Genomic DNA, 25,698 nt, shown 5'->3' on the forward strand with positions numbered 1-25,698 from the left:
GAAATACAAGGTTTTTGAAAGTTAATAGTAAGGTATTTATCAAAAACATTTAAAAATGTGAAACATGCAACACAAAATACCAAAATAAAAGAAGATTTTGAAAAATTTTCTTTCAATTTATTTTTATAGATGAGCAATGCTTCCAATACTAACTTACCATCCATTTAAGATGAAATATACTTATACAAGATATTAATTTACTAAGATATTTTTTAATTTTTATTGTTTTCAAGGTGATTCAAAATACTACTAATTTTTAAAAACAAATAACCGAAAAGTAGTCCATTAAATATAATAAAAAGACCTACAGTGACCATTTCTTTAGACCACACTTGGATAATGTCTAAATTATCATTTCGAGTTTCAACTTGCCCGTATGACAAAATAAAAGCCAAGCCTAAGACAATTCCAAACAAAATCACAACCCATGCTACAACTGATGTAGTCTTACTTTCTTTAAAAGATTTCTTCACTTCATGCATAATTTTTCTTGATAAACTTCTAGATTTACATATTCTTTTATATTAATTGGCTATGTAATTAAAGTTTTATTTCTTTAACTTTTTGATAAAAATGTTATTAATTTTTATATTTTGTTTATCAAAAAATATTAATTAGTATATTTAATATTTCTGTAACCTCAAAATTTTAAAGTAAATAGTATTAAAGATATTTACAACAAAGGGGCGAATTTAATATAAATAAATGAAAATCCTTTAAATCCGCTCCTCATGTTTAGTATCTTCTTTTATTTTACATGAAATTTAATATTGAATTTTCTTGCTTGTTTTCTTACTTCCGGATTAGATGGTAAAACAAATGGACTTGAACGCCAGATAGCTTTTTCAATACTTGTTTTAAATTTTTGCTCTTCTTTATCTAAAAAGATAATTTGCTCAATTTCGCCAGTATCCGTTAAAAAGACTTTAACACTTGCACTCATACCTGTAGAAGACTTGGGAATATTCCATGTTTTATAAATTTTCTTTTGATATTGTTTTTTATATTTTTCAGCTTCTGAAATAATTTTATTATCAGCCACTGGCACAGGAGTGACTTGTTTGTGACCTGTGGCACACCCAACTAACAAAAATAAAGAAGCAACAATAGTGAAGTTTTTCATTTAAAATACCTTATTTTCAATAATTAAAATTTAACAGTTTAGAGTTTAAAAAACCACCCAAAAGGTTGTATTAATCATTAATTATTATGAGTTAACAAAGGTGTGAAGCCACCTTTGCTCTTCCCTTTTTTATTTAATATTTTATTTTCATTAAAAAGGAACTTCATAACGAAAATTTAGATTTGAATTTTCTGATATATTTATATTATAGACATCTCGATCAGTAAAAATCCCGTGTTCAGGTGTTTTAAAACTATTAAAAGCTTTATTCTCTGGAACTATTGGAGGTTTATTTAAATAATTTTCTTGAGAATTATATGGAGATGAAGCACAACCAATCAGCCCAAAACCCAATAAAGATATAACTAAAAATGTCTTCATAAATTTTGTCCACTTTGATAAAAGCTACACAATTTAACAAATTGAAATGCTATTGTCACACCAGAATAATTTAGTTTAACTTAACAATAAATATATCGCATATATTTTAAAAACAAATAATTTCAACTTCGATAAAAACAAATAAAGCTGGCCCATATAAGTTTTCAAAACTGGATGTATTAAAGGCCCTATTCTAATTTTAATATTTCCTTGATTTTTAACCAATGATCTACCTATTAATGTTTAGATTTTAAGGATTGTTATGCGGTTACATTTTATTGTTCATGAAGATTTTGAAGCGCCTGGCGCATATGAAATTTGGGGCAAAATGAATAACTTCAAAATTACCTATTCAAGAGTGTATTTAAATGAAGTTTTGCCAACTTCTGTTGAAGATATTGACTTTCTTATTGTAATGGGTGGCCCACAAAGTCCCGATACTACATTAGATATGTGCCCTCACTTTAATTCATTAGCAGAACAAGCAATCATTAAAAAAGCGATTGAAGCAAATAAAGTGGTTATTGGGGTATGCCTAGGATCTCAATTGATCGGTGAAGCTTTAGGTGCCAAGTTTGAACACAGCCCTGAGCGAGAAATTGGTAAGTTTCCAATTATGCTTACAGAGTATGGAATAACGCATTCTAAGTTTTCTCACTTAGGAAAAATGACCGAAGTTGGCCATTGGCATAACGACATGCCAGGCTTAACTCCCAACGCAAAAATTATTGCTTTTAGCGCAGGGTGCCCAAGACAGATTATTGAATATTCCAAATTAGTTTATGGCCTACAATGTCATATGGAATTAACTTCAGAAGTAGTTGAATTGCTGATTCAACATTCAGAAATCGAGTTAAATGATGCTCATAATTATAAATTTGTGAATACTCGTGAAGAATTATGGAAGCATGACTATCAAAAAATGAATCAAAACCTCTTTATTTTTCTGGATAAATTGAAAGAAGAATATTCAAAACGATCTTAAAAAAATGAGTGTAAAGAGCCTTTTTAAATTGGCTTTTACGCTCCGCTACAGATCTTATTATTTACCAGTTGATCAAGCATACTTGAAGTCAAACCTTCAAAAATCAAATTTTAATGTTACAATACAGTGATTTACTCAATTTCAATTGGACTCCCAAAGAAATGAATAGATTTTTATTAACTTTTTTATCTTTAAATATTGGGCTTTTTTCTTCTTCCACTTTTGCTGAAACAAACACATTTCAAACCAAACAAGAATATAACCGCCCTAGATTTAATCAGCATAAAAGTATGCTTGAAGTAAATTCTAACACTCAGAACTATCAGCTGACTGAACAACAAAATTCATTTAATTCTCCTCATTCTCAAAACGTAGATTTTTTTGAAATTGCAAAACAATATCAAGAAAATGAAGCAAAGCCTTCTTCGTTTACTGATGAAACAGTGAATATGAGCGATCATGAGCGTAGTCTTTACTACATTAGACATCATGATAATGTGGGCATTCAAAGAGAAATTCGTGGCCAACAGTTTAAATCGCTAAAACAACAGCGAGATAAAGGTGTTATTTCTAATCATGTATATAAAGAAAAGGTCTACAAAATCTTAAAACAACCTAACTTTAAATAAATTTGAAGCCCTCTTCGGAGGGCTTTTTAAATGTTACTTTTAGGAATGCCACTTCCTTCATCTTTACAACTCTCAATTCATAGGTATTGCAGCCTCACCTATAACAAAAGTAAATCAATCATGTGAAAAGCTAACAGAGATCATTGAGCAAAATAGAACTCAGGTCATGAGAGTCTAAAAATTTAATGGTATGGTAAATATGAGCTTCTAAAAAAGAATCGACTGCTAACTTTTGTTATTTCTATTAGTATTTTTACTTTTTATCATAATACTTTTTATACCAAATGGTTTACAATTAAGACTAATATCATTCGTTTTCAAATAGATTTTTTTACCTGCTACTAAAAAGCCTTAGTAATCAATTTAAATGTAAAGAAGCCATTAGCAGAGGAACTAAATGGATTATCATCAAGCGTTAATGGAAATGGGTTTATCAGCTACACCTTCGCGAGTTGCTATTTTTCGTTTTCTACATGAGAACGATAAGGGAATAACTGCAGAAGAAATATATCTACTATCTCAAAAGAAAAATTTAAAAATTAGTCTAGCCACGACATATCGTACTTTAGCGGAACTCGAACATAGAAAATTAATTAAAAGAGTTGTTTTAGGTAAAAGTAATAGAGGGATTTATAGACCAGCCTCTAATAAAATTAGTTTAAATCTTATTAATACCAAAACTGGAAAATCTCATCCTTTTGAATATGATGAAAAAGTAGAAGAACTACTAGAATGCTTGTTGAAAAAAATTGATGAAAAAGCGTTAAATATTGAAGTAAATATTTATAAGTAGTCTATAAATAATCTACGCTACTTAATTACTCGCCTTGTTATTTAAACCTCAGCCCACTTACGAATTAAGTTGTGATAAGTATTGGTTAAGTTCAAAACTTCTTTATGATCATCACCTAGTTGCATACGTAAATTTTGAATAGTTTGGTCTAGATTAAATAACATATGTCGCTCTGCATCATCACGAATCATGCTCTGAACCCAGAAAAAAGACGCTATACGACAGCCTGAAGTAATAGCGGTGACTTCGTGTAGACTGGTAGATGGATACAAAATCATATCACCAGCAGGTAATTTAATCTCATGATATCCATACGTATCTTCAATTACGAGTTCCCCACCTTCATACTCTTCTGGCTCACTTAAAAAAACCGTACACGATAAATCTGTTCTTAAACGCTGATTACTACCACGTATGAGCCGTATTGAATTATCTACATGAAAACCAAAAGACTCATGATTTTCATAGCGATTAAATAATGGTGGGATTATATCTAGGGGAATTGCGGCAGATAGAAATAATGGATGTTTTCCTAAAGCATCAAGAATGATATTGCTCAGTTGATGAGTTAGAGGATCTTCTTCAGGCAATTGCTGATTATGTTTTACTGTAGCTGAAAGTGTACCAGCAGTGACTTTTCCATTAACCCATTCTGCTTTGTCCATTTCTTGACGGAAAAACTGGACTTGGTCTTTATTAAGTACATTTGGAATATGGTGAATCACGGCGATACCTTTAAAAATAGCTTTAATTAATAAAATAGCCTCATATTGAGGCTATTTTAGATTACTTATTCAAACTAATAAATTTTTAAACTTATTAGTATTTAAAGTTAACTGATAATACTGCGCTACGGCCTTCTGCTTCAGTTGCATAGTGTGAAGCATATGCTTTAGTAAAGTAACGCTTATCAGAAAGATTATTTAAGTTAAGTTGCAAGTTAACATTCTTGTTAACGTTATAACGAGCCATTGCATCATATCGAACATATGAAGGAACCCATTTTGTATTAGCTGCATCACCATATACTTTGTCAGCATAGAAAGCGCCAGCACCCACAGTAACTTGAGGCAATACTTTATATGTAGTCCATAAAGTTGCAGAGTTTTTAGGTACGTTTGGAAGTTGCTTACCCTTAGCTGCATTTTCTGGATTACATACACCAGCACGACTACAACTTGGCCCTGGATCAGTATTTTCACTATCTAAGTAGGTGTAACCTGCACTCACAGCCCATTTATCAGTGATATTTCCGTTTGCTGAAAGTTCAATACCGTCAACTTTACTATCGCCGCCATTCGTATAAGTGCTTGAGTCAACTTGAATACGTGTATTTTGTTTCTCTGTACGGAAAATGGCAGCAGTTAAATTAAGTTTTTCGTTTAGAACGTTCCACTTTGTACCCAATTCAATGGTTTGGCTTTCTTCTGGTTTAAGGTCCATATAAGCTTGACCGATTGACTCAGAACCATCACCGCCATCAACACCTACAGGGTTAGCAGAAGTTGCATAACTTGCATAAATACTACCATTTTCAGTAGGTTTGAAAGTTACGCCTGCATTGTAAGTAACAAAATCTTTATTACTCTCGATTTTAGCGCCAGTGGCATTTGTCACCTGTTCGGTATCAAACTTATCCCAACGAACACCTAAATCAAGTAACCATTGAGGATTAAACTCAATATTATCTAATAAATAGACAGAAGTATTTTTTGTAGTCGTTGTCGTAGTTGCTTTATTGGCGATACGACCACCTAACCACGCATCTTTAGAATTAGGATTAGTTAATGAAGTACACCATGCATCATTAATAGCACAATCACTATTAAAACCGCCCGTTGTAGAACCTGCATACCCCGGATATGTTGTCGTGTAGCTACCTTTATCTGACTCTTGATCACTGTATTCTGCACCGACATTAAAGCTATGCTTGATAGCTCCAGTATTAAACTTACCTCTTAAAGATAATTGATCGGTGAAAATATCAGTGTCAGTAATTCGAGAATTAATACGACGCCAAACTTTACCGTTTGCTACATTACCTTTTGAATCATCTGGCTGAGTCCAAAGGTAATCATTTTTTGATTTGCTGTAGAGTACGGTGTTAGCAAGAGTAAGATTTTCATTTAAATCATGCTCTACTTTAAAAGTACCAATATGATTTTCTTGTTTTTGGAAATCACGACCTTTTAAACCATAGTAAATACCTTGTTTAACATCAACAGGCTTACCAACAGTTGCCTTTTTAGCCGTATCGTAATTATATGGAACACCTGAATCTGGAGTGTCATCAGATCTTAAGTAGTAATAACTTAAAGTTGCACGTGTTGGTGTATCCAATCCAAATGTAATACTAGGTGCGATACCTACACGCTTGTATTCAGCGCCATCGCTTTGACCCGCTTTTTCATTTTTATGCCCCATAAGAACAACGCGACCAGCAGTACCATTACCGAAGTCTTTATTACCATCTAATGTGATACGTTGATAATTATCGGTACCTGCTTGTACAGAGCCTTCTAAAAAGTCACCTTTTTTAGCAACTTTAGAAATCATATTGATGCTACCGCCAACAGAACCTGCACCACCCATAGAAGAAGCAGACCCCTTAGTCACTTCAACTTGCTCGATAGCAAACATTTCACGGTTTTGTGATGATGAGTTACGAATACCATCAACGTACATCGAACTTTCTGAATTGTAACCACGAATAAATGGTCGATCCCCATTCGGGTTACCGCCTTCTCCAGCACCTAAGGTAATGCCTGGTACAGTACGAAGTGCGTCACTTAATGTATTTACTTTGATATCTTCAATAAGTTGTTTTGAAATTACTGAAACTGATTTTGGTGTATTTAATAGAGGTGCGACAAATTTAGAGTTAGCCGATTTATCAACTTTAAGGCTCTGTGCAACCTCTGCATCTGCTTGAACATGAATTAATGGAAGCGCTACAGAATTTTCCTGAGCAGCCATTGCAGTTGTAGCTACAATTGATAATGAAGAAGCTATTGCTGATTTAGCAATCTTCTTGCGAGACTTAATAAATTCCATATATATTTTGTGTGTTCATGTAAATATTAGCGCAAATAATAATGATTATTGATTATTAAAACAATAATTTAATATAAAAATCCTATAACAAATGTTCAATAAAAATTAATAATTATTTGATTTTAATTAAAAATATTTATGAAATTATTTTCAATTTCACACAAATAGCCTTTAAAGTCAACTTATTACCTGATTATCTACACTAAGTTTGTAATAGTGTACTTTTGATCTCACCACTACTTTTATACTTACTGTGTCTTTAAATAGAAATTATATGTGGTTGTACATAAGAGGGCTTCGATCTTTTAACAGCCAATGTCTAGCTAGAATCTTATTATCTATATCTAAATCATAGTCAGCTCTTTGAAATTATTATCAAAAGTAACCTTTTAGAAAAAGTTTAAAATTCTTAGAAAAAAACTAAACCGTTTTATAAAATTTTGTTACTTTTTCGCTATAATGATTATAATTATCGTTTAGGATTTCGATACATCAACATGGACCGCTCAACCCCTCTTTCACTACCAAATTTTAGGTTCAAAGTTTCTACACTTAGCTATGCAATCGGAATTGCTTGTACTTATCTCGCACTTCCTGTACATGCTGAAGATACAACTGCTAGTGCTTTACCGACTATTACCATTAAGGCACAAGGTAACTGGTTAGAAGAAGCAAATGCAGAAACTGTTCACAAGCATGCTGGCGCTCGAACTATTATTGACCGTAAGCGTTTAGATGAAACAGCTGCAACTTCAATCCGAGAAGCATTAAAACAAATTCCTGGGGTTCAAGCTCAAGATAGCAGCGGAACAGGTGGTAGTGATGTTTCACTCAATATTGGGGTTCGTGGTCTAGCATCTCGCCTATCACCTCGCTCAACAGTTCTAGTAGACGGCGTTCCACTTTCATTTGCACCTTATGGTCAGCCACAGTTATCTTTAGCTCCTGTTTCAATTGGTAATATTGAGTCAGTTGACGTTGTGCGCGGTGCAGGTTCGGTACGTTTTGGGCCTCAAAACGTAGGCGGAATTATTAACTTTGCGACTCGCTCAATTCCTCAAGATTTTAGCGGAACTGTTAGCCTGACTTCAGAATATGCTTCTGGTACTGACCACGTAAAACTGAGCCCTAATCTATTTGTGGGAGGAACTTTAGATAATGGTTTAGGCCTTGCCCTTCTATATTCAGGGACTAAAGGAAATGGTTATCGAGAAGCTAACAATAAGATTGATATCGATGATGTAATGCTAAAGTCTGCGTATCAATTTAATGATAAAGACTCGGTTGCTTTAAATCTGCATCATTATGAAGGTCGTGGTGAAATGCCAGAGGGTTTAACTCAGGCGCAATATGCTGAAAACCCTTATCAATCTTCTGGTGAAAAGAACTATTTTGCAGGTCGACGTACAGATGTCTCTTTACGTTATAACCATAAAGATGAAAAAAATAACTTCGAGGTTTTGAGTTACTACATCGACTCTTTCCGTACTAGTAATCTTGAGACTACACTAGCGAATGGGCAAAAACGCCTCGATTCTGCTCCACGCGATTATAAAGTCTATGCAATTGAACCGCGTTACTCTCGCATTTATGAACTTGGTAATACTCAAAATGAAGTAACGGTTGGCTATCGCTATTTAAAAGAAGAAAGTTCTGAATTTGCAGGACGTACTGCATCTTATGCAGCAGGTTCATCAGTGCCAGATTTTGCTCCGCGTAGTAGTAGTGAAGGCGGTACTAAAGCACATGCTGTATATATCGACAACCGTATGGAACTCGGCCGTTGGACGATTACACCGGGTGTTCGTTTCGAATCAATTGAAACCCATAATAACTTCACAGGTTATAACAAAGGACAACCTAATACTGTTTATCCAAAAATTGATTCAGACGAATTTTTACCAAGTTTATCCGTGATGTACTCAGCAAATGAAAACTGGAATATATTTGCAAACGCAGGCGTATCGTTCGGTCCACAGCAATACAGTCAATTAGCTCGTCTTGAAGGAACAACCGCAACGGCTACAACCGAAGGCTTACATCCTGAAAAGTCGAACAACTATGAAATTGGCACCAAATATTTGGGCAATGGTTTAAATGCCGAATTTACCGTGTTCTATTTAGACTTTGATAAAGAGCTTTCATTGGTTCGTGATGCTGCTAATAACGGAATCTGGACAGATTTAGGGGCAACCAGCCATAAAGGTGTCGAAACAGGTATTAGCTATGATTTCGGACAATTGTCTGATGCACTGGAAGGCTTAAAAGTATATGGAAACTATACTTTTACCAAAGCAGTGGCTGAAGCTGGTCAATTTAAAGATAAAGACCTACCGTTTTACTCGCGGCATGTCGGTAATGTTGGGTTAGGTTACACAGTAGATAAATGGTCTTTAAATGCGGATATGTTTGCTCAATCTAAGCAGCATTCACCAGATCTTCCAGATAGTAATGTCTATCAAACAGAAGAAACTGCTGATGGTAAATATGGAGATATTCCGGGTTACACCACTTTTGCGCTACGTACCTCTTATGACTTAAGTTCACAAGTTAAAGGTTTAAAAATCGCTGGTGGAATCAAAAACGTCTTTGATAAGCAATATTTTACTCGCTCAACAGACTCTACTGGCGGTAAGTATGTAGGACTGCCACGTACGTTCTATCTACAAACATCTTTTGATTTTTAAAGCTAAACCAAATTGAATAAAAAGCCCTCTTCGGAGGGCTTTTCTTTAAGTATTAAAGTCTTCGCCAATTTAAGTAAGTATCGACATAAAATATTCTAATAACTTATCTCTTTCATCGATCTTATTTGCATTTAAAAGCTGGACCATTGCCCCATCAATCACAAACAAAAACATGTAGGCATCTTCAACTGTAGCGGTAACTTTTACGGTTAAAAGCAACTTATAAATTTCATTTATGAACCATTTTCGATAGTCGCTGACGACCGTATAAGCTGCTGGATAAAGCTTTTCAATTTCAAAAATGGCTTTAAATGGCAAACGATAAAAACCTTCTAAGTTTGCATGTAAAAAGTAAATTTTCTTGAGCTTATCAAACATCATAAGTTCACGGTACGAATAAATAATTGAAAACACCTCATGTTTTAATACATCTATTTGAAAAGTTAAGCTCATCTGAATGAGCCTTTCTTTGGAGTGAAAGTAGTTATAAAAAGTGGCTTTGGGAATTTTGGCTTCCTCAATAATTCGGTCAATCCCAATGTAAAACCCATATTGATTAAACAAATCTCTTGCCGCATGTAGCACGCAAAGTGCTCTAAATGATGCTTCTAAATTTGGCATTTTTATACCGTTTATAATAATTTTTTGTTGTAAGTAAATGAGATAGAAATACTGTCACTCTTAAATTGAGCGCTAAAAACAGGCATACAAAAGCGGCACAAAAAGGTGTGCTCGCCTATCTCAGGTTTATTGTTGCTATGATTTTTTAGTCGTAACGATTCTTAAGGTGCAAAAAACCTAGAGCCGATTAAACCGTTTGAAAGACTTTTTAAATGGAATGTATAAAGAGATTTTGGCAGAGATCAATAAAGAAGAAATAGTACGCATAACGGCGGACTCCTTTTGATTTAGAAGAGTCTTACCAATTACTGTCAAATAATGGTGGCAAGACTAGAAGGGTTGACAGACTGGTACAAAAGGAAACCAGCGCACGCAAGCGTGCCCCTCCTAGCCTCACCATAAAGGCGTGACTTAGGAGAACGCACAAAACGAAATAATACGTTGTTGTGCGCCTTTTGTACCAGCTCTGTCAAAAGCTGACTGGCAATGTGGCCAGCAGGCAAAGGATAATCGGAGAGATTTTGGGTGTCAATGTTCTAAACTGAAGAAGTAAGAGTATTGAATATAAAAAAAGCTCTTTAAATAACAAGAGCTTTAAATATTGAAACTTACTTAGTCTCTTTTACATGAAATGACTGTATAAGCCGAGTTAAATTATTTTCTATATTCTGCCAATCAGCTAAATGTATATCACTGTAATGTGCGGTAATACTCATCGGCAGTCCCTTCACATTAAAAGTATGTCTACAATAGTATTGCTGATTTGGTCTAGCATAGTCTTCTAGAATAGCCTGTTCAGGATCTGGTTTACTTAATAAATAAGTACGAGCAAAAGTACTACAACTAATATAAGAAACTATATTTCCACCAGCGTCTTTTTTAAAATAAATCTTATAATGATTATAATCCTCTGTTACATCCTCAGGATATTTCTTTTGCCAATCCTTATAAACAAGAACTTTATAGAACCCGCCTGGTAAATTAGGATCTAGTGATACCACTTCTGTTAAGCCTAATTCTGGAGCTGGTTTAGTTTGTATATATTTAATTAATTTTGGCGTTTCAAAATACTCTTTCGGATGAAACACTGAACTTAAATTTATACCCATCGTAATTTCTGCATCACTGGCATTCACTTTATGATTCTTAGGTATCCAGCTATTTAAGGAAAACCAAATTACATACTTATGAAACTCTTGCCAGTCTTTAGGTATTTCATAATCAGCTCTTACTGATTCAGGATTAAAAATATGTAAATTTTCTAATGTTTTTCCTTTGTACTCAGGTAAAAGAACTTGAAAAAGTTCAGTACATTGAAATCTATCACATAAGGCTTTGCCGCTCTCATACCTTTGCTTTTCTCTGAATTCTAGATCTTTCTTTCGTGAAGATTCAGAAATAGCAGTTGCATCCATAAGATAATTTGCTGGAATATCTAATGTGACTCCATTAGGGTCAAATTCAGATGGCCAAATCTCTCTATACAATGGTGGATGTAAATAATATTCTCTAAATAAAATCTTTTCTTTGTAATTGTGGTATTTGCCATAACCAAAGACTGCAACTAACAAAAGTATCAGTAAATATCTCTTCTTAAGAAGAAAAGATATTGAGGAAGCTTTTTTCATAAAACCTCTCCTGATAACAAATTTAGTGCTTTAATTATCTTAAATAGATTCAGTCTTTTAACTTAATTTTATTTAATGTCATACATAAAGCTTTTTTGTCGGCTTCTTTAAGTTGTGGATGCTGAACAGGCCACATATAACTACAGTCATGAGGCGCTTTGTTATGATTTCTCTTAAGTTCATCGGCGATATTTTTTAAAAGTTCAGTGTTTAAAGAACTAATTTTTAAACGTACTTCTGCTAAATCTTGAGGTTTCCAATTGCTTTCTGGAATCGACAACCAATCAGCCCGATAACGGTATTGAATGGCCTTGGCAACATTCATTTGCGTCACAATAAATGGCTTTACCGTTTCGCTATTTAAGCCAAAAGATTCGGCTTCAGAAAGTGATTGATCCAGAACTTTCTTTTCTTGAGTTAAATCTTCAATAGGTAAATGCTGCTCTGCTTTATAACCTGCGACATCCTTCATATAAGATAAGCGTTCGTTAACTAAACGAGCAGTTTGAGTGTATTGTGAAGCTTGCGCGAGTGGAGGAAAACACATAAAAGCTGCCAAGGTCGACACTACTTGAACCGTTCGCTGAAAACTCTTTATATTCACCATTTAAAACCTACCGAAGTTATTGTTCTGTCGTCATTTCAGATCAGTAATGTATTTTAACAACATGTAAAAGTAAAATTTTAAGATAGGCTGAGTTCTTGGCTCCATGCCGAATCAGGTTGCTGATAGATGTGTTGGCATACTTGTTTGAGAGATGAGGTAAAGTGCTGATTTTGCCCCTCCCATTTTTCAATCATGCAATAACTAACATGAATACCTTTAGGCTGAAACTCTCTGGCTAATGACTGCGATAAAGCTCGAATGCTAGCAAACATGCTTTGGCTTAACACATCGTAATGGGTCGAGTGATTAGAGGGTGCGCCAAGAAAAATAAGGGTGCCCCGCTGTTGTTTAAGCATAGGCTTAATGACAGCTTGAGCGATACTTACTGCACTTAAACCTGCGGTCTGCCAACTGTGTTCAATCTCTTCTAAAGACAAAGCTTCGATATTGGGCGAAGATGAAAAACTCGGCTGAAATACACAGAGTTCAATGGTATGCCCGTGTTTTGAAATATAACGCAATAAGCATTTTAAGTGATCTGCATTCACTAAATTTAAATGTACTGCTGTCACGCCATCATTTATAGAATGAATTTTCATCTTTTGCGTAGTTGAATCATGTATAACCTGATAAAGATGTAATGGAAAATGTGCATTTTTATCTAGAATTACAAAATCACGCTCAATCAGTTGTAGGTCATGACCAGCCACTACAACACAGCCCTGCTTTTTTTGAAATTTTTGGAATATTTTTTTTAGCATTTTAATCTCTCAAAATTTTTCTTGATAAGGGCGTAAATCCAACTCATGTGTCCAGAGCTTCGGTGTTTGTTGGTAAAGCATCCAATAATTTTCTGCAATTGCATCAATATTAAGTCCGCCAGTGCCACGCGTAAGACGAGCTAACCGCCCCAGACCAAATAATGCTTTATTCACTCTATCGCCATCGACCATGCCATCAATAATCACATGAGCAATATGGATGCCTTGTGATTTATAGATTTGGGCTAGATTTAAGGCATAAGCTCTTAAGGCAGATTTTCCCATCGTAAAAGCTGCGAAAAAAGGTTTGCCGCGTAGAGATGCACTCGCTCCAGTAAAAATAAGCGTACCGTGATTTTGATCTTTAAAAATTTTTAGACAGCTTTGAGAAACTAAATAAGCCGATAAAAAAGTGGATTGCCACATTTGAGTAAAAAACGACAATGGACTGCGTAAAAAGATGGAAGGAATATTCCCCCCCACATTATGAATGACAGCAGTAATACGCTCATTTTGACTTGTAATGGTGTCAAACAGGGCTTGTACTTGGTGTATATCTTCTGCATCTAAACGAAACGCTACAGCTTCCCCTGCATTTGCATGGATTTGGGCAGCCACTGCTTCAATTTTCTGGAAAGTACGTCCAGCAACATAGACTTTTAAGCCTTCTTTGGCGAAAAGACGACACACCGCTGCACCAATACCTTGTGATGCCCCGACGCCAATAACAACCGCACAATCTTGTTTTTTATCTAATGTTGCTGATGTCATAGACATTTCACCCTGTTTGTTTTTTATACCATAATGCAATAAACGGACGATTCAAAATTTCTTTACTAAATTTTTTACTGGTGCGGATCACTTCACCGAGTTGAGCAACTACCGCAATGTCTGCAATGGTTTGGCTGTTTCCAACTAACCATTCACTTTGTGACAAAACCTGCTCAATACGGTCGAGATGTCGTATAAATTCTTCTTCAACATTTTCAGCTTTCATACGTCCTAAGCCTTGAAAGAATAGCTGCGTTTTCAACTCGGCTAAAATAAAACCTTTTACCATGGGCTTTTCATAGGCCGGACGACCAATGCTACTAATGCGAATCGCTTCTTCTAAAGCTTCTGAGTCATTTACGCGTAAATAGACTTCATAAAAATAAAGAGATTCATCTGCCCAATCTTCCCAAAGTTCAGCAAGCGCTTTTTGATTTGGATCTTCAGGGTAAAGCCGAGGTGTGTCTGGAAAGGCTTCATCTAGATAGCGCGCGATTCGAGTGCTGTCTTGAATCCTCTGACCGTTATGGTCAATGACAGGTACTTTGCCCACCTTACTTAGTAGAGGAACTTTCGCTCCAAGAATGCCGTTATAGTTAACTGTGTCAAATGGAATTCCTTTAAATTTCAAAACTCTTGAAATTTTTTGACAGAATGGGGAAATTTCCCATTGATGCAAAATAATATTCGACATTTATTCACCTTTATTTTTAATTGCCTTTTATCTAGTTCTTTTTTAGAACTAATCAATAAATATACAGAATGCTTTTTTAAGTCAAACTGTTTTTGATGACGAACAAGTTCCGAAAGCTAAGAATTATTTGATTTTTACTACTTATTTCAGAACCTTTTTCAAGCGATATAATTTGAATTATAGGAAGCTCTGCCTTAAAAAGAACTTCCTATATAATAGATGAGAAAATTAATAAGTCACCGTAACGACAACACTATCAGAATAGACACCAGGTCTACTTGCGATGGCAGTGCCTTGCGGAATCTTTCCATACACAGTAGTCGTTTGAGCACTTCCTGTACCTGTTTTTGAGACTCCCCCTGTTCCCCCAACATTGGTTACGCCTCCCGTGGCATCCCATACCGTACTATAGTTAGAATCTTTATATAGCTGATAGGGAATAAATTCATTATTACTATTGATCATACGCCTAAAGCCTCCAGCAATACGGTTGTTTCCATCCCCTAAATAAATACTATATGGCGTTCCAAAATTACAGGTTGTATTCACTGCCCCTTGCGCTGTGTAATCACGCTTAGTCGTGCCAATATCATTAATATTGCCGAAATCTACAGTTGAGGTTGAGTTTAATTGGCACAGGCTTGGGACCACAAAGTTTGCTGTTAGCAATGTATCGCCTGAATCCCAGCCACCAAGTAAATCACCACATGACAAACCCAAAAGATCCATATCCCAATACAACCGAACCGAAGCCGTATATGTTCCTTGAGGGTATGCAATGAGAGACCCTGTTCGAGCTGGTACTTTTATATTTACCGAGTAGCTCACAATATTATTTGATGCGACTGTTGGTACTGGGCCATACCACACATTGGAGGTTTGGTTGGTGGTAGAGGAACCTGCCCCGCCTACAGTTGCAGTAACCGTATACGGTAATGAAACACTGTTAATTGCATTTGTTGTTCCCGTAAATACGGTTTTCATACACATGAAATTAGAAATCTGGGGAAGTCCTAAATTCGTACAAGTAATTGTTCCTGAAAGATTTACGGTTGCATCACTATTAATATTTGCTGCTGTGTAGGTAAACGTATTATTCGTGGTCCCACTTACCGTACAAGCCGCATGTGCAGGACTAAAAAATGCATAAACGAGATAAAATAAGCAAATGCCTACAAAATATTTTAAAGACAATGGAAAAAACTTATAGCTCTCTATTTGAGCCTTATTCATAATATTTAATGACATATATAAGGTCCCAATTTTTTAGTTGAGTACTGATTACTGTTATAAGTGAAGCCAACTTGGCATGAACCATGATCTAGAAGATCGACTTCAAGTTTGTTTTGCTTCAATAGGTTTGGAATAAATACTTCACCGTCATACCCAACCATCCCATTTTGCTGACCATTAATTCGAACGGTATAACCCGGCTTTAACGGTGAATTTTTTTGATCAACAAGTTTCACTAATCCTGAAATAACCTGATGAGCACCAAAGTCAACCAAAGTTCCTTGACGATAACCCACGACTGTTTTTTGATCTGTAGATTTAACATTCCAATTCAGAGGAAGATACGATGGATCTAAATAAATATGGTTCACTTGATATGGCATGAGACTAGGAATCAGAAATCTTCCAGACTTGTCAGTTTCTCCCAAATTGACCCCACCATTTATAATTTGACTTTGTGGTCCGGCATTCGTGACAACCGCATAGCCGTCTCCAATTTCATTAGCCGCAAAGATACGTCCCGCCGCAGCAACCAATGAACCTGTTGCTGAAAGTGCAACCTGATCGTTGTCGCCAAATCGGTTATAACGTCCCGTCAGGTAAGCTGCTCGTGCTCGGTAAGATGCATAGACCGATGCATTGTTTTCTTTTGCATCCTGATCTCGCTCAACATAGCCACCCCAGCCAAATGAACCAATTTGGGGTTCTGACAAACCGAATATTTCTTGGCGATACCGTAGGCTACCGCTGTCACTAGATACACTCGTGATCGCATTCACTTTACTGGACGGTGTATATCGCAGCGCAAAGTAAATACCATAGTCCTTGTGGTTTTCATAATCTTTATACGCTGATGCATAAAAACCCCAGTTCTTGTCCAGACTTCCACTTAAATTGGTAGACAGTAACTTGTAAGAGTTGTCGCTATATTTGATCTGGTTATAGCCCAGATAAACCCCATAGCCTGCATAAAAGTTATAGTTAATCCCTGCCCTAAAAATCTCATCTGCCAGTGCGCTGTAGTTCAGGTAGTTCTGTGACTCAGGATTAATTTGATTCTCTTTTAAATATCTCACTTGAGACACACGAGCTAGGTCAAAATAGTTATCAAATACTTTGCGGTAACTGGTGTTAAATGAAATGTTCTTACTGATGCGGCCTTCTAAACCCAGCAAGGCAGAATAACCGTTTTCATCTTTATACTGGCTTGCTGCAATGTCGGCATTGATCACGCCAATACCCAAAACATTCTTGGCAAATCCTGTGCCTAGGTTCGATAACCCATCTGTTGAAGCTTCTGCTCCACCGCTTAAGGTCAGTGAGTTACTGTAGCCGTATCGAATCGCACCTGAGGCAAAGGTGACATCATCATAATCGTTTGAATAGAGTCCATAGTTGTAGCGTGGAACCCCCACATCTACTGAAAACTCATTAATACCTTTTGCCAGAATCTTGGATGAAAAATAGTACGGCTTTTTGGTAATGCTCTGCTGACCCGTTGCATCTGTGGTCACCAGTGTGACTTCATTTCCTGAAATAAACGGAAGCTGTTTAATATCAAAGGGACCTGATGGCACTAGACCTGAATAAATCTTTTGCTGGTTGACGTATAAATCTAGGGTTGAAGGCAATGCTGCCGAGCCAGAGAATTGAGGGAGTGCCGAAGTGACAATATCCCCGCGTTGGCTATAAGCACTCGACCACTGAAAACCGGCCAGACGGACACTGCTTCCCCAATCCGGGCTATTAGAAATAAAGTCCCCTAGGGTATATATCCTGATCTTTTCAGGGTCAACATATTGCCACTTACTTTCTAGGCGCACCCACTTTTCATGGCTATAACTATTTTCATTACTACCGTTATATAAAACGCCTGAAGAAAAGTTACCGATTGCGCTATTAAAGATCCCTTCTGCCGTACCTGAGAAAACATTCTCATCATTGGTTATGGTGTTATACAGACTGTAGTTCAAAATAGCCGCGTTTAAGGGCTTCATCTTTAGCAAATGCGGGCTAGTGACCTGCTGACTACTTAAGTCAACTGAATAACCCGTTAACATGTTCGACGGAACTTTTAAGTTTAAAGACTGCTCATTCTCTAGATATTTAAACTGGATTCCGTTTAGATCATTAATACATACCCACTGATTATCTGGGATATGTTCATCCATTTTTAGTCTTAAAGTTTTTAAAGTGCTAGATCGAATATATAGTTTTCCATCCTTAGATTGCTTTACTGCAACCAAATCTTCATTAGCATTTGAGTTAATCGAAACATTTAAAAATAGATGAATGAAATTAAGATCTTGCTCCTGCTCATTCGCTCCTACTTGTGTATATTCACCATTGCTACCTACAGATTTAGGAACACTGGGAACTGCAGTATTCGTATGATCTAGTAACTGTTCGGCAAAAGAATATGCAGGAAAATACGCAACACATAAGACACCTATAATGTATTTCATATAAGCCTCTTAAAGTGTGGTTTTCTTACCATTAACTGTTAGAGATACGCTGTATTTATGATTTGGTTGGTAGGTAAAGTTACTAATCGAGTAACTTTTCGACTTCTCCGCAAGAATATAACCATTCACAGTATTTACTTTAATGGGATAACTTTTATTTGCTGTTGTATCAATAAGCATTAGACTATTTAACAGCGCATGTCGGTTACCTATATTGCTAATATTTAAAGAAGGTGTGTTCTGGTTAACATCAATTTTCCAACTCAGTTTGGTAATCGCATCTTTATTTACTACAAATACAGGTAATGATGAGCGAAGTAATACATTTACTCCCTGAGCTGCTTTACGGCTATCAATTGGTTTGGGTAACTCATCAATAATAATACGATAGGTTTTTTCACCAGAAATAGGTTCTGGGTTAATTCTAACTACACGTAAGTTATAAGAGTCACTAGGTTGTAGTTTTAAAAATGGTGGACTAACTACAATATCATCCGTAGGGATTAGTTGATCTTGCCCAGCATTTTGTCTCCACTCAAATACACGCACCTGCAAATCAGCACTTTCATTTGACTGGTTATATAAACTAATTGAAGCAGCATTTTGATTACTTAATATTTCTACATTTACAGGTGAAAGACGGATTGTTGCGGCGTTAATAGAGCTAGATAAAGATAAGAATAATCCCATAATAATAAAAATATTTTTTTTCATGATTTGCTCAAATATAACTTTTTAATGTATTAGCCCTTTCAAAAGGGCTAACGTAATTCTAATTTATGCAAATTAATAAGTTACCGTGACAGTCACACTGTCAACATAGTTACCTGCACTTGGTAAAGTTGTTCCTGCAGGAATACGACCATATACATTTATAGTTTGAACATTACCCGTTCCGGTTCCACTGTAGGCAGTCGTTGCAATACCAATTGCTGTGGCACGTCCTGTGTCAGAGAAAAGGTTGTAAGGAATATATTCATTGCTAGTCGCCCCACCGATCATGCGACGTTGTGTTGATAAAACATTCTGACCACCATCAAATGACAAAGTCCATGGCACAGTATTATTACAAAGGACTTTAATTGAGGTACCACCAGTCGTTGTGGTATCTGCATCAACATTGCCAGCAAGTGAACTTAAAGTACCAAAGTCTAAAACGGCATTTGTTGTCGTGCCAGTTGCAGAGGTATTCAATACACAACTATTCGTTACTGTTGCTCTAACAGTTAATGTACCTGTTGCTGTAGCTGCATTTGCCGCATTGAGAGAAAATACTCCTGCAACAACTGCTGATAAATAAATAAAAGTCTTTTTCATGGCCAAAACCTTTTAAACTAAATTGTCGAATTAATAGATATAAAAAATTTAACCCTTATTCTTACAATCATTTTTATTTGACTGCTCTTTTAAAGCTTATTTTTTTATCCTACTTTCCAACATAATACATAAAAATAAATAAAATGCATGTTCACGTTATTATTTTAATTTCTAATCAATAAAACAAATTTACCTAAACCTATCTTACGGATACAAAAAAACAATATTTACAAAATATAAATATTTGATTTAAATAATTTTAATAAAAACACTAGAAAAAATATTAAGATAAATTTAAATAAATATTTCAAAATTTAGCTAACTTTAAAAAATTAAATAATTTTTACGAGCCAATTTATTTTTTATATTATTTATCTCTTTAATTTTCATTTTATATTATTTCTTAAAAGTGCACCTTCAGAAAACTATTAAAGATTATAATTTATATAAAAATAAAATGATAAAAAATGATCTACAGATGAACTATAACAAGGATAGTTTTATTTATTTTAAATATTGAAGAGCTATGAGATATAAAAAAATAAAGGCCTCTTTAGAGACCTTTATTTAGTAAATTTAAATAATTAAACGCTCAGCATGCTATTTAAAGTTTCAGAAACATTTTTCGATTTCACTTTAGGCTGCAATGCTTGTAAAGCTTGTTGTACTTGAGAGCGCTGAGGCTCTGCAAGCGTATACCAACGAGATAACACCTGTAACAGACGTGAACCTAAAATCGGGTTTTTCTCGTCAAGATATTCTGCAAGGTTAATAAAGTGAGCGACACCAAAGCCCCAAGTATTTTCTGGATTATTTGACAAGCCACCACTTACCGCACGAATACGGTTTGGAGTTGTTAAATCATAGTCTGGATGTTGAGTAAGGTACTCAATTGTTTCTGTTGTCGCATTTGGGTTTGCAGCTTGAATCATAAACCACTGATCTAAAGACAAGGCTTCATCTTTAAAGCGATCATAGAAATCAGCAAGTGCCTCTTGAGCTTGAGGTGCATTTTGCCAAACCAATACACGTAAGGCACCTAAACGTTCAGACATATTGCCTGTGTTTTGGTATTGAACATGTGCTAATTCAAATGCAGTTTGGTCGCCCTGACGAGCCATCATCATCAACATGATATTTTTTAATGCACGAACACCCATGGCTAACGAGAATTCTTTTTGCAAGTCTGGGTCAAGGGTAAGATAAGTATCTTTCCAGAATGAACCCAACTCTTGTGCTAAACGATTAAGCAAGGCTTCACGCTTTACATGAATATCGGCTGGTGCATAGTTCTGATCAATACGACTACCCAAATAACCTTCACTTGGTACATCAAACAAACGTGATGCTAAAAGCGGGTCACGACCAACCAACTCCGGCAAAGTGCTCTGAATAGCTTGAATGTATGCATCTGCAGAATGGTCTTCTAGCAAAATACGCTCAAGCAAGGTTTGCGTTGCTTGCCATTGGTTAAAGCCGTTTGTTTCATGTTGAATTAAGAATGCTAATTCTTCATCACTATAATCAAATACCAGATTTACCGGAGCTGAGAAATTACGCAGCAATGACACAACTGGTTGCTCAGTCACACCTGTGAATTCAATTGTTGCTTCGTCTTGATCAAACAAGTACACACCATCTTTAACATCATTTACGAATAAGCTGTCACTGTGTAATGTATATTGCTCGCCTGTTTTAGCATTAAATAGCGCTAAAGCCACAGGAATTGGAACAGCTTTTAAGTTTGGATATTTAGGATGTGCTTTTAGGCTTTGTTTAAAACTTAAACGGTATGTTTGTGCCGCTGCATCATATTCACCTTTTGCTTCAAGCTTTGGTGTACCTGGTTGGTTATACCAAGTTAAGAATGCAGACAAATCGACACCTGAACCTGCAGATAATGCAGCAACCCAGTCTTCTACAGTTACGGCTTGTCCATCATGACGGCGGAAGTATTCGTCTGTTCCCTTACGGTATTTTTCTTTGCCTAACAAAGTAGACATCATGCGGTTAATTTCCGCACCTTTTTCATAAACAGTCACTGTATAGAAGTTATTAATTTCTACAAAGTGATCTGGACGTGGTGGATGCGACAATGGTCCAGCATCTTCAGGGAATTGATGCGATTTAAGTACTGCGACATCGTCAATACGTTGAACCGCAGCAGATTGTAAATCTTCAGAGAAAGATTGGTCACGGAAAACCGTTAAGCCTTCTTTTAAGCATAGCTGGAACCAGTCACGGCAAGTAATACGGTTCCCTGTCCAGTTATGGAAATATTCATGGGCAATCACAGACTGCACACGCATAATTGCTGCGTCAGTTGTGTATTCTTCATCGGCAAGTACGCATGAAGTATTAAAGATGTTTAAACCTTTATTTTCCATTGCACCCATGTTGAACTGACTCACCGCAACAATCATATAGTTGTCGAGGTCATAAGCACGACCGTAGTGTTCTTCATCCCAACGCATTGAATGCTTTAAGGCTTCCATCGCGATATGGCATTTTGGAATGTCTTTCTCGATTGCATAGATTTCTAGAGCAACATCACGCCCTTCCGAAGTCGTATAGTGATCTTTAAGAACAGCTAAATCACCAATGACACAAGCAAACAAATAGCTTGGTTTTTTAGTCGGGTCTTGCCAGATCGCAAAGTGGCGGTTTTCACCTACCTCACCTGTTTCAAGCAAATTACCATTGGCAAGTAACACTGGATATTTTTTGTCTGCTTCTACACGTGTCGTAAAGACTGAAAGTACATCTGGACGGTCTGGATAGAACGTGATTTTACGGAAGCCTTCAGGCTCATTCTGGGTTACAAACAACTCATCTGCTTTATATAAACCTTCAAGCTGAGTGTTGGTTTCAGGATGAATAATCACTTGAGTCTGTAAAATGACTTCATCTGGTGCATCAGTGATCACCAGTTGTTCACTATCGAGTGAATATTGTGCAGGAGTAAGATCTTGACCATTGAGCTGAATAGATTGCAACTCAAGATCACGGCCCAATAACACCAAATCTCCAGCAGTTTGACGCTTCATGACTAATGTTGAATCAACAATTGTTTTGTCATCATATACTTGAATATCAAGATTAATGGATTCAACCAAGAACGAAGGTTTTTGATAATCTTTTAAATAAACTGTTTGATCTGCCTGAACTGGAGGCTGCGCCGCAATATTCATCTTTATTCCTTATATACTTTTCGGAAACCGTTGTACGAATTTTATGAACTTGATCATACACATTCATACATACCGTGTTTGTTTACCTTTATAAAATTAATGGGACTTCATTTATACATTTCAAATTAGAATCGTCTTTTATTAGCACAGATTAGACCAAATTTACGATAATCGTTGCTTATATAATCAATCTATACAATAAAAATAAAACAACTTCAGCTTTTAACATTTTTTAGAGTCAGCTTACATTTTGGGCATGGTTCTTGCCTTCACTAATACACCAATATAATTATTTCAATCAGAACAAGAGGTGTCAGTATGGAATTAAAAGCACATTTTCATCGTTTAGAAAATATTAAAGCGATTCATGATCTAAACGCAGCAGGTCTCGATCACCATGTGATTGCGGTGTTTTTATCTGCAGAAGGTATTTCAATGACTGCTCAGGAGGTAACTTCTATCGTCAATACTTACGACGCTTTAGGTAAAGTAAAATTACCAAGTAAAAAAGTGCAGGCCCTTATTAATGCCAAAAAGCTTGGACAGAATGATGAGAGCTTGCCGTGCCCTGTTTAATTTTAAATTTTAATCCCTTATGAAAACCTAAAATCATAATAAAGATTTTAGGTTTTCTATTTTTGCATCAAACAAAAAGACAATCTCAGCTATCGGCAATGCGGCTGTGTATAATAAGTCAATCATGATAGTTTTAAACGTTCGGAGCAAAATGGTCTTACAAATTCTACAGAAACAGCTAGATGAAAGTAGCCATTGTCCTCTCTGCCAAGCTTCAATGTACTGGGTAGATGCCGAGCAATTTGAACAAGACATTCAGTTTCATGAATGCAGTCATTGTCAGCACCGTGTATTTAAAGATACGAAAATGACTTGTCATTGTGAAACATGCACAAAACAACGAAAAAAGCTTTTACAGCAAACACGCCTACAAGAACAACGCCAGTTTAAGTCAAAAGAGCAACCTCAACGTAGTCTGGAACAGCTCAGTTTTTTACATAAACTTTTTTTACTTAGCCTGCTCGACGACTATGCACGAGACGATGTTGCTCATGACGAATATATTCACTGGGACAAAATTAAATATCAGTCCATTACACCAAATTGGATTTTTCAAAACTATCTGATTAAACAACTCCATAAAGATGGAATTTTAAACGCCCAAGATCAAGCGGATGAACCTCAGTGCTTTTATTTAAACATTCGCTTAGATGGTTATAGTGACCCAAGTTTATTTAGTGTAGCCCAGCAATTACGCTACTGGTTTTATGAAAATTTAAGTCTTGGTATTCCGTTTCGTAGTGCTGATGAAGTAAAAGACGTACTTTTTCAGGTGCTCTATCAAGAGATTATTCAGTTTATGCAGTTCTATTGCCGAACTTGGGGCATTCAAATTGCAGGAAGCTCAAATTTCCAAACTTTTTGCTATCGTTTAATGGATTCATTGGCAATTGGTCAGATTTATTATTTAATTCAAACCGCACTTGAGTATCTTTATAAACAGAAAGCCCTACAGCCGCGTAATGAAAAATTTATTAATACCAATTTGTTAAAGAAAACCTTAGAGCAATATCGCGAGAGAGCCTTAGCTGAAAAGTGGGAAACCTCAATGTTGCCTCGCCCTCACAATATTCCCTACAGTAAAATGAGTTATATTTTACTTAACCGCTTCTTAGGCTACGACGAACAAATCTTTGTCCAACCTGTCTGGAAAGCATGGCGAAAAATTGAACCTCGATTAAACTTTTATTCAGTTAAACGCTGTATGCATTGTGGTTCAAATGATTTAAGTGTTGATTATGATGCGGCAGATTATGTTTCTTTAATTTGCCAAAGATGTAAGCATCAAGATCATTATTTTACTCACTAAATCTACAATCACTTTGGCTTAATAAGGATAATAACATGACATCAGCATCGACTTTGATTGAGCAGGTAATTGACGCTTGGCAAAACATGCAGGCAAAGACGCCTCTTGTGCAATGCATTACCAATAGCGTTGCAGCCAACTATACAGCCAATGTCTTACTTGCTTCTGGTGCTTCACCTGCCATGATTGATAATCCTTATGAAGCGGAAAGTTTTACCAAAATTTCATCGGCTTTGAGTATTAATCTGGGTACGCCAACCTCAGAGCAAATGCAAGCTATGCAAATCTCTGCCAAGACTGCACAGCTCAATGGCATTCCATGGGTGCTTGATCCAGTCGGCTATGGACCAATTTTAGCTTGGCGTAGTCAAATGACAGACGAGCTTTTACAGTTCAAGCCAAGCGTTATTCGTGGTAATGCCTCAGAAATTAGTACGCTTGCTGGCAACCAAGTTCAATCTAAAGGTGTCGATAGTACTTTAAGCAGTGATCAAGCCTATCAACAGGCTTATGCACTATTAGCACATACGGACTGTATCGCTATTTCAGGTGAGTCAGATTATATTTTATCTAAAGAATTAGACATCGTTATTCAAGTAAACGGTGGAAGTCCATTACAGCCCAAAATTACAGCAACGGGCTGCGCTTTAGGTGCCTTAATCGCAGCATATAGCGCTGTGACGACGCCAACAATTGCTGCTCTTTCAGCTCATGTTCATTTTGCGATTGCGGGTAAACTTGCTGCAAATCAAGCGCAAACTATGGGAAGTTTTAGCACCATCTTCATGGATTACATCCACATGCTAGATGACAACTTGATTGAGCAATATGCAGATATTAAGCTTTTAGAGATACAGGCATAATCTAGGTTAT

Annotated in this window: 23 protein-coding genes; 7 read left to right on the top strand and 16 right to left on the bottom strand. The window is 36.1% G+C overall.

The annotated features are described in order from the left end of the window. Positions 1–212 precede the first annotated feature (212 nt). The 3 genes from ACTJJG_RS01535 to ACTJJG_RS01545 all read right to left on the bottom strand — a co-directional run bounded on the left by ACTJJG_RS01535 (position 213) and on the right by ACTJJG_RS01545 (position 1,504). Positions 213–482 (bottom strand): hypothetical protein, encoded by a 270-nt coding sequence (locus ACTJJG_RS01535; RefSeq protein WP_017398406.1) that lies wholly within the window; start codon positions 480–482, stop codon positions 213–215. Between the two features lie 266 nt (positions 483–748). Next, entirely contained in the window at positions 749–1,123 is a 375-nt protein-coding gene (locus ACTJJG_RS01540) for a TonB C-terminal domain-containing protein (RefSeq protein WP_019767639.1), read from the bottom strand. A 150-nt stretch (positions 1,124–1,273) separates the two neighbouring features. Further along, complete coding sequence (locus ACTJJG_RS01545) at positions 1,274–1,504, bottom strand: hypothetical protein (protein ID WP_005068685.1); 231 nt, start codon at positions 1,502–1,504, stop codon at positions 1,274–1,276. A 262-nt stretch (positions 1,505–1,766) separates the two neighbouring features. Between ACTJJG_RS01545 and ACTJJG_RS01550 the strand changes: the two genes are divergently transcribed. From ACTJJG_RS01550 to ACTJJG_RS01560, 3 genes are all read left to right on the top strand, one after another. Then, on the top strand, positions 1,767–2,489 hold the full coding sequence (locus ACTJJG_RS01550) for a type 1 glutamine amidotransferase (protein ID WP_032055758.1): 723 nt from the start codon (positions 1,767–1,769) through the stop codon (positions 2,487–2,489). 113 nt (positions 2,490–2,602) lie between these two features. Then, complete coding sequence (locus tag ACTJJG_RS01555) at positions 2,603–3,118, top strand: hypothetical protein (RefSeq protein ID WP_023187825.1); 516 nt, start codon at positions 2,603–2,605, stop codon at positions 3,116–3,118. 397 nt (positions 3,119–3,515) lie between these two features. Next, positions 3,516–3,911, top strand: coding sequence for a Fur family transcriptional regulator (locus ACTJJG_RS01560; protein WP_019767636.1), 396 nt, complete (start codon positions 3,516–3,518; stop codon positions 3,909–3,911). Between the two features lie 41 nt (positions 3,912–3,952). Here ACTJJG_RS01560 and ACTJJG_RS01565 read toward each other — a convergent pair whose 3' ends face one another. Beyond that, positions 3,953–4,636: a Fe2+-dependent dioxygenase gene (locus ACTJJG_RS01565; RefSeq protein ID WP_002163149.1), complete on the bottom strand. Its 684-nt coding sequence runs from the start codon at positions 4,634–4,636 to the stop codon at positions 3,953–3,955. A gap of 94 nt (positions 4,637–4,730) precedes the next feature. Then, a complete protein-coding gene (locus ACTJJG_RS01570) occupies positions 4,731–6,965 on the bottom strand; it encodes a TonB-dependent receptor (RefSeq protein WP_019767634.1) in 2,235 nt (744 codons plus the stop codon). Between the two features lie 497 nt (positions 6,966–7,462). Here ACTJJG_RS01570 and ACTJJG_RS01575 point away from each other — a divergent pair, with 497 nt between their 5' ends. Then, a complete protein-coding gene (locus ACTJJG_RS01575; protein ID WP_032055752.1) occupies positions 7,463–9,652 on the top strand; it encodes a TonB-dependent receptor family protein in 2,190 nt (729 codons plus the stop codon). 69 nt (positions 9,653–9,721) lie between these two features. On the opposite strand, the gene ACTJJG_RS01580 is transcribed toward ACTJJG_RS01575, so the two are convergent. From ACTJJG_RS01580 to pepN, 11 genes are all read right to left on the bottom strand, one after another. Next, a complete protein-coding gene (locus ACTJJG_RS01580; protein WP_032055750.1) occupies positions 9,722–10,273 on the bottom strand; it encodes a TetR/AcrR family transcriptional regulator in 552 nt (183 codons plus the stop codon). Positions 10,274–10,881: 608 nt separating this feature from the next. Then, on the bottom strand, positions 10,882–11,901 hold the full coding sequence (locus ACTJJG_RS01585; protein WP_032055748.1) for a hypothetical protein: 1,020 nt from the start codon (positions 11,899–11,901) through the stop codon (positions 10,882–10,884). A gap of 49 nt (positions 11,902–11,950) precedes the next feature. Next, entirely contained in the window at positions 11,951–12,508 is a 558-nt protein-coding gene (locus tag ACTJJG_RS01590; protein WP_233752438.1) for a chorismate mutase, read from the bottom strand. Positions 12,509–12,585: 77 nt separating this feature from the next. Further along, on the bottom strand, positions 12,586–13,269 hold the full coding sequence (locus ACTJJG_RS01595) for an SDR family NAD(P)-dependent oxidoreductase (protein ID WP_032055744.1): 684 nt from the start codon (positions 13,267–13,269) through the stop codon (positions 12,586–12,588). Between the two features lie 9 nt (positions 13,270–13,278). Next, entirely contained in the window at positions 13,279–14,040 is a 762-nt protein-coding gene (locus ACTJJG_RS01600; protein WP_032055742.1) for an SDR family NAD(P)-dependent oxidoreductase, read from the bottom strand. A 7-nt stretch (positions 14,041–14,047) separates the two neighbouring features. After that, complete coding sequence (locus ACTJJG_RS01605) at positions 14,048–14,734, bottom strand: glutathione S-transferase (RefSeq protein ID WP_014207075.1); 687 nt, start codon at positions 14,732–14,734, stop codon at positions 14,048–14,050. Positions 14,735–14,962: 228 nt separating this feature from the next. Beyond that, a complete protein-coding gene (locus ACTJJG_RS01610; protein WP_032063427.1) occupies positions 14,963–15,982 on the bottom strand; it encodes a Csu type fimbrial protein in 1,020 nt (339 codons plus the stop codon). Further along, on the bottom strand, positions 15,973–18,432 hold the full coding sequence (locus tag ACTJJG_RS01615; RefSeq protein WP_032055738.1) for a fimbria/pilus outer membrane usher protein: 2,460 nt from the start codon (positions 18,430–18,432) through the stop codon (positions 15,973–15,975). The genes ACTJJG_RS01610 and ACTJJG_RS01615 overlap by 10 nt, the downstream gene beginning before the upstream one ends. Positions 18,433–18,441: 9 nt before the next feature. Continuing rightward, entirely contained in the window at positions 18,442–19,146 is a 705-nt protein-coding gene (locus ACTJJG_RS01620) for a fimbrial biogenesis chaperone (protein WP_032055736.1), read from the bottom strand. 72 nt (positions 19,147–19,218) lie between these two features. Then, the gene (locus ACTJJG_RS01625; RefSeq protein ID WP_032055734.1) at positions 19,219–19,749 is read right to left on the bottom strand and encodes a Csu type fimbrial protein; all 531 of its coding nucleotides are present in this window, start codon (positions 19,747–19,749) and stop codon (positions 19,219–19,221) included. 584 nt (positions 19,750–20,333) lie between these two features. After that, on the bottom strand, positions 20,334–22,940 hold the full coding sequence (pepN, locus tag ACTJJG_RS01630) for an aminopeptidase N (RefSeq protein ID WP_372552749.1): 2,607 nt from the start codon (positions 22,938–22,940) through the stop codon (positions 20,334–20,336). Between the two features lie 318 nt (positions 22,941–23,258). On the opposite strand from pepN, the gene ACTJJG_RS01635 reads away from it, so the two are divergent. The 3 genes from ACTJJG_RS01635 to thiM all read left to right on the top strand — a co-directional run bounded on the left by ACTJJG_RS01635 (position 23,259) and on the right by thiM (position 25,688). Next, complete coding sequence (locus ACTJJG_RS01635; protein WP_002119338.1) at positions 23,259–23,516, top strand: hypothetical protein; 258 nt, start codon at positions 23,259–23,261, stop codon at positions 23,514–23,516. A gap of 151 nt (positions 23,517–23,667) precedes the next feature. Next, on the top strand, positions 23,668–24,825 hold the full coding sequence (locus tag ACTJJG_RS01640) for a hypothetical protein (protein WP_032055730.1): 1,158 nt from the start codon (positions 23,668–23,670) through the stop codon (positions 24,823–24,825). Positions 24,826–24,860: 35 nt separating this feature from the next. Further along, the gene (thiM, locus tag ACTJJG_RS01645) at positions 24,861–25,688 is read left to right on the top strand and encodes a hydroxyethylthiazole kinase (protein WP_019767622.1); all 828 of its coding nucleotides are present in this window, start codon (positions 24,861–24,863) and stop codon (positions 25,686–25,688) included. Positions 25,689–25,698 lie beyond the last annotated feature (10 nt).

The sequence above is a fragment of the Acinetobacter sp. 22512 genome, assembly GCF_052044755.1.
In the GTDB taxonomy this organism is placed as follows: domain Bacteria; phylum Pseudomonadota; class Gammaproteobacteria; order Pseudomonadales; family Moraxellaceae; genus Acinetobacter; species Acinetobacter pittii.

Excerpts from the sequence above, each read along its gene's own strand:
- ACTJJG_RS01535 (WP_017398406.1), bottom strand. The coding sequence starts at position 482 with ATGCATGAAGTGAAGAAATCTTTTAAAGAAAGTAAGACTACATCAGTT.
- ACTJJG_RS01540 (WP_019767639.1), bottom strand. The coding sequence starts at position 1,123 with ATGAAAAACTTCACTATTGTTGCTTCTTTATTTTTGTTAGTTGGGTGT.
- ACTJJG_RS01545 (WP_005068685.1), bottom strand. The coding sequence starts at position 1,504 with ATGAAGACATTTTTAGTTATATCTTTATTGGGTTTTGGGCTGATTGGT.
- ACTJJG_RS01550 (WP_032055758.1), top strand. The coding sequence starts at position 1,767 with ATGCGGTTACATTTTATTGTTCATGAAGATTTTGAAGCGCCTGGCGCA.
- ACTJJG_RS01555 (WP_023187825.1), top strand. The coding sequence starts at position 2,603 with ATGTTACAATACAGTGATTTACTCAATTTCAATTGGACTCCCAAAGAA.
- ACTJJG_RS01560 (WP_019767636.1), top strand. The coding sequence starts at position 3,516 with ATGGATTATCATCAAGCGTTAATGGAAATGGGTTTATCAGCTACACCT.
- ACTJJG_RS01570 (WP_019767634.1), bottom strand. The coding sequence starts at position 6,965 with ATGGAATTTATTAAGTCTCGCAAGAAGATTGCTAAATCAGCAATAGCT.
- ACTJJG_RS01575 (WP_032055752.1), top strand. The coding sequence starts at position 7,463 with ATGGACCGCTCAACCCCTCTTTCACTACCAAATTTTAGGTTCAAAGTT.
- ACTJJG_RS01580 (WP_032055750.1), bottom strand. The coding sequence starts at position 10,273 with ATGCCAAATTTAGAAGCATCATTTAGAGCACTTTGCGTGCTACATGCG.
- ACTJJG_RS01585 (WP_032055748.1), bottom strand. The coding sequence starts at position 11,901 with ATGAAAAAAGCTTCCTCAATATCTTTTCTTCTTAAGAAGAGATATTTA.
- ACTJJG_RS01590 (WP_233752438.1), bottom strand. The coding sequence starts at position 12,508 with ATGGTGAATATAAAGAGTTTTCAGCGAACGGTTCAAGTAGTGTCGACC.
- ACTJJG_RS01595 (WP_032055744.1), bottom strand. The coding sequence starts at position 13,269 with ATGCTAAAAAAAATATTCCAAAAATTTCAAAAAAAGCAGGGCTGTGTT.
- ACTJJG_RS01600 (WP_032055742.1), bottom strand. The coding sequence starts at position 14,040 with ATGACATCAGCAACATTAGATAAAAAACAAGATTGTGCGGTTGTTATT.
- ACTJJG_RS01605 (WP_014207075.1), bottom strand. The coding sequence starts at position 14,734 with ATGTCGAATATTATTTTGCATCAATGGGAAATTTCCCCATTCTGTCAA.
- ACTJJG_RS01610 (WP_032063427.1), bottom strand. The coding sequence starts at position 15,982 with ATGTCATTAAATATTATGAATAAGGCTCAAATAGAGAGCTATAAGTTT.
- ACTJJG_RS01615 (WP_032055738.1), bottom strand. The coding sequence starts at position 18,432 with ATGAAATACATTATAGGTGTCTTATGTGTTGCGTATTTTCCTGCATAT.
- ACTJJG_RS01620 (WP_032055736.1), bottom strand. The coding sequence starts at position 19,146 with ATGAAAAAAAATATTTTTATTATTATGGGATTATTCTTATCTTTATCT.
- ACTJJG_RS01625 (WP_032055734.1), bottom strand. The coding sequence starts at position 19,749 with ATGAAAAAGACTTTTATTTATTTATCAGCAGTTGTTGCAGGAGTATTT.
- pepN (WP_372552749.1), bottom strand. The coding sequence starts at position 22,940 with ATGAATATTGCGGCGCAGCCTCCAGTTCAGGCAGATCAAACAGTTTAT.
- ACTJJG_RS01635 (WP_002119338.1), top strand. The coding sequence starts at position 23,259 with ATGGAATTAAAAGCACATTTTCATCGTTTAGAAAATATTAAAGCGATT.
- ACTJJG_RS01640 (WP_032055730.1), top strand. The coding sequence starts at position 23,668 with ATGGTCTTACAAATTCTACAGAAACAGCTAGATGAAAGTAGCCATTGT.
- thiM (WP_019767622.1), top strand. The coding sequence starts at position 24,861 with ATGACATCAGCATCGACTTTGATTGAGCAGGTAATTGACGCTTGGCAA.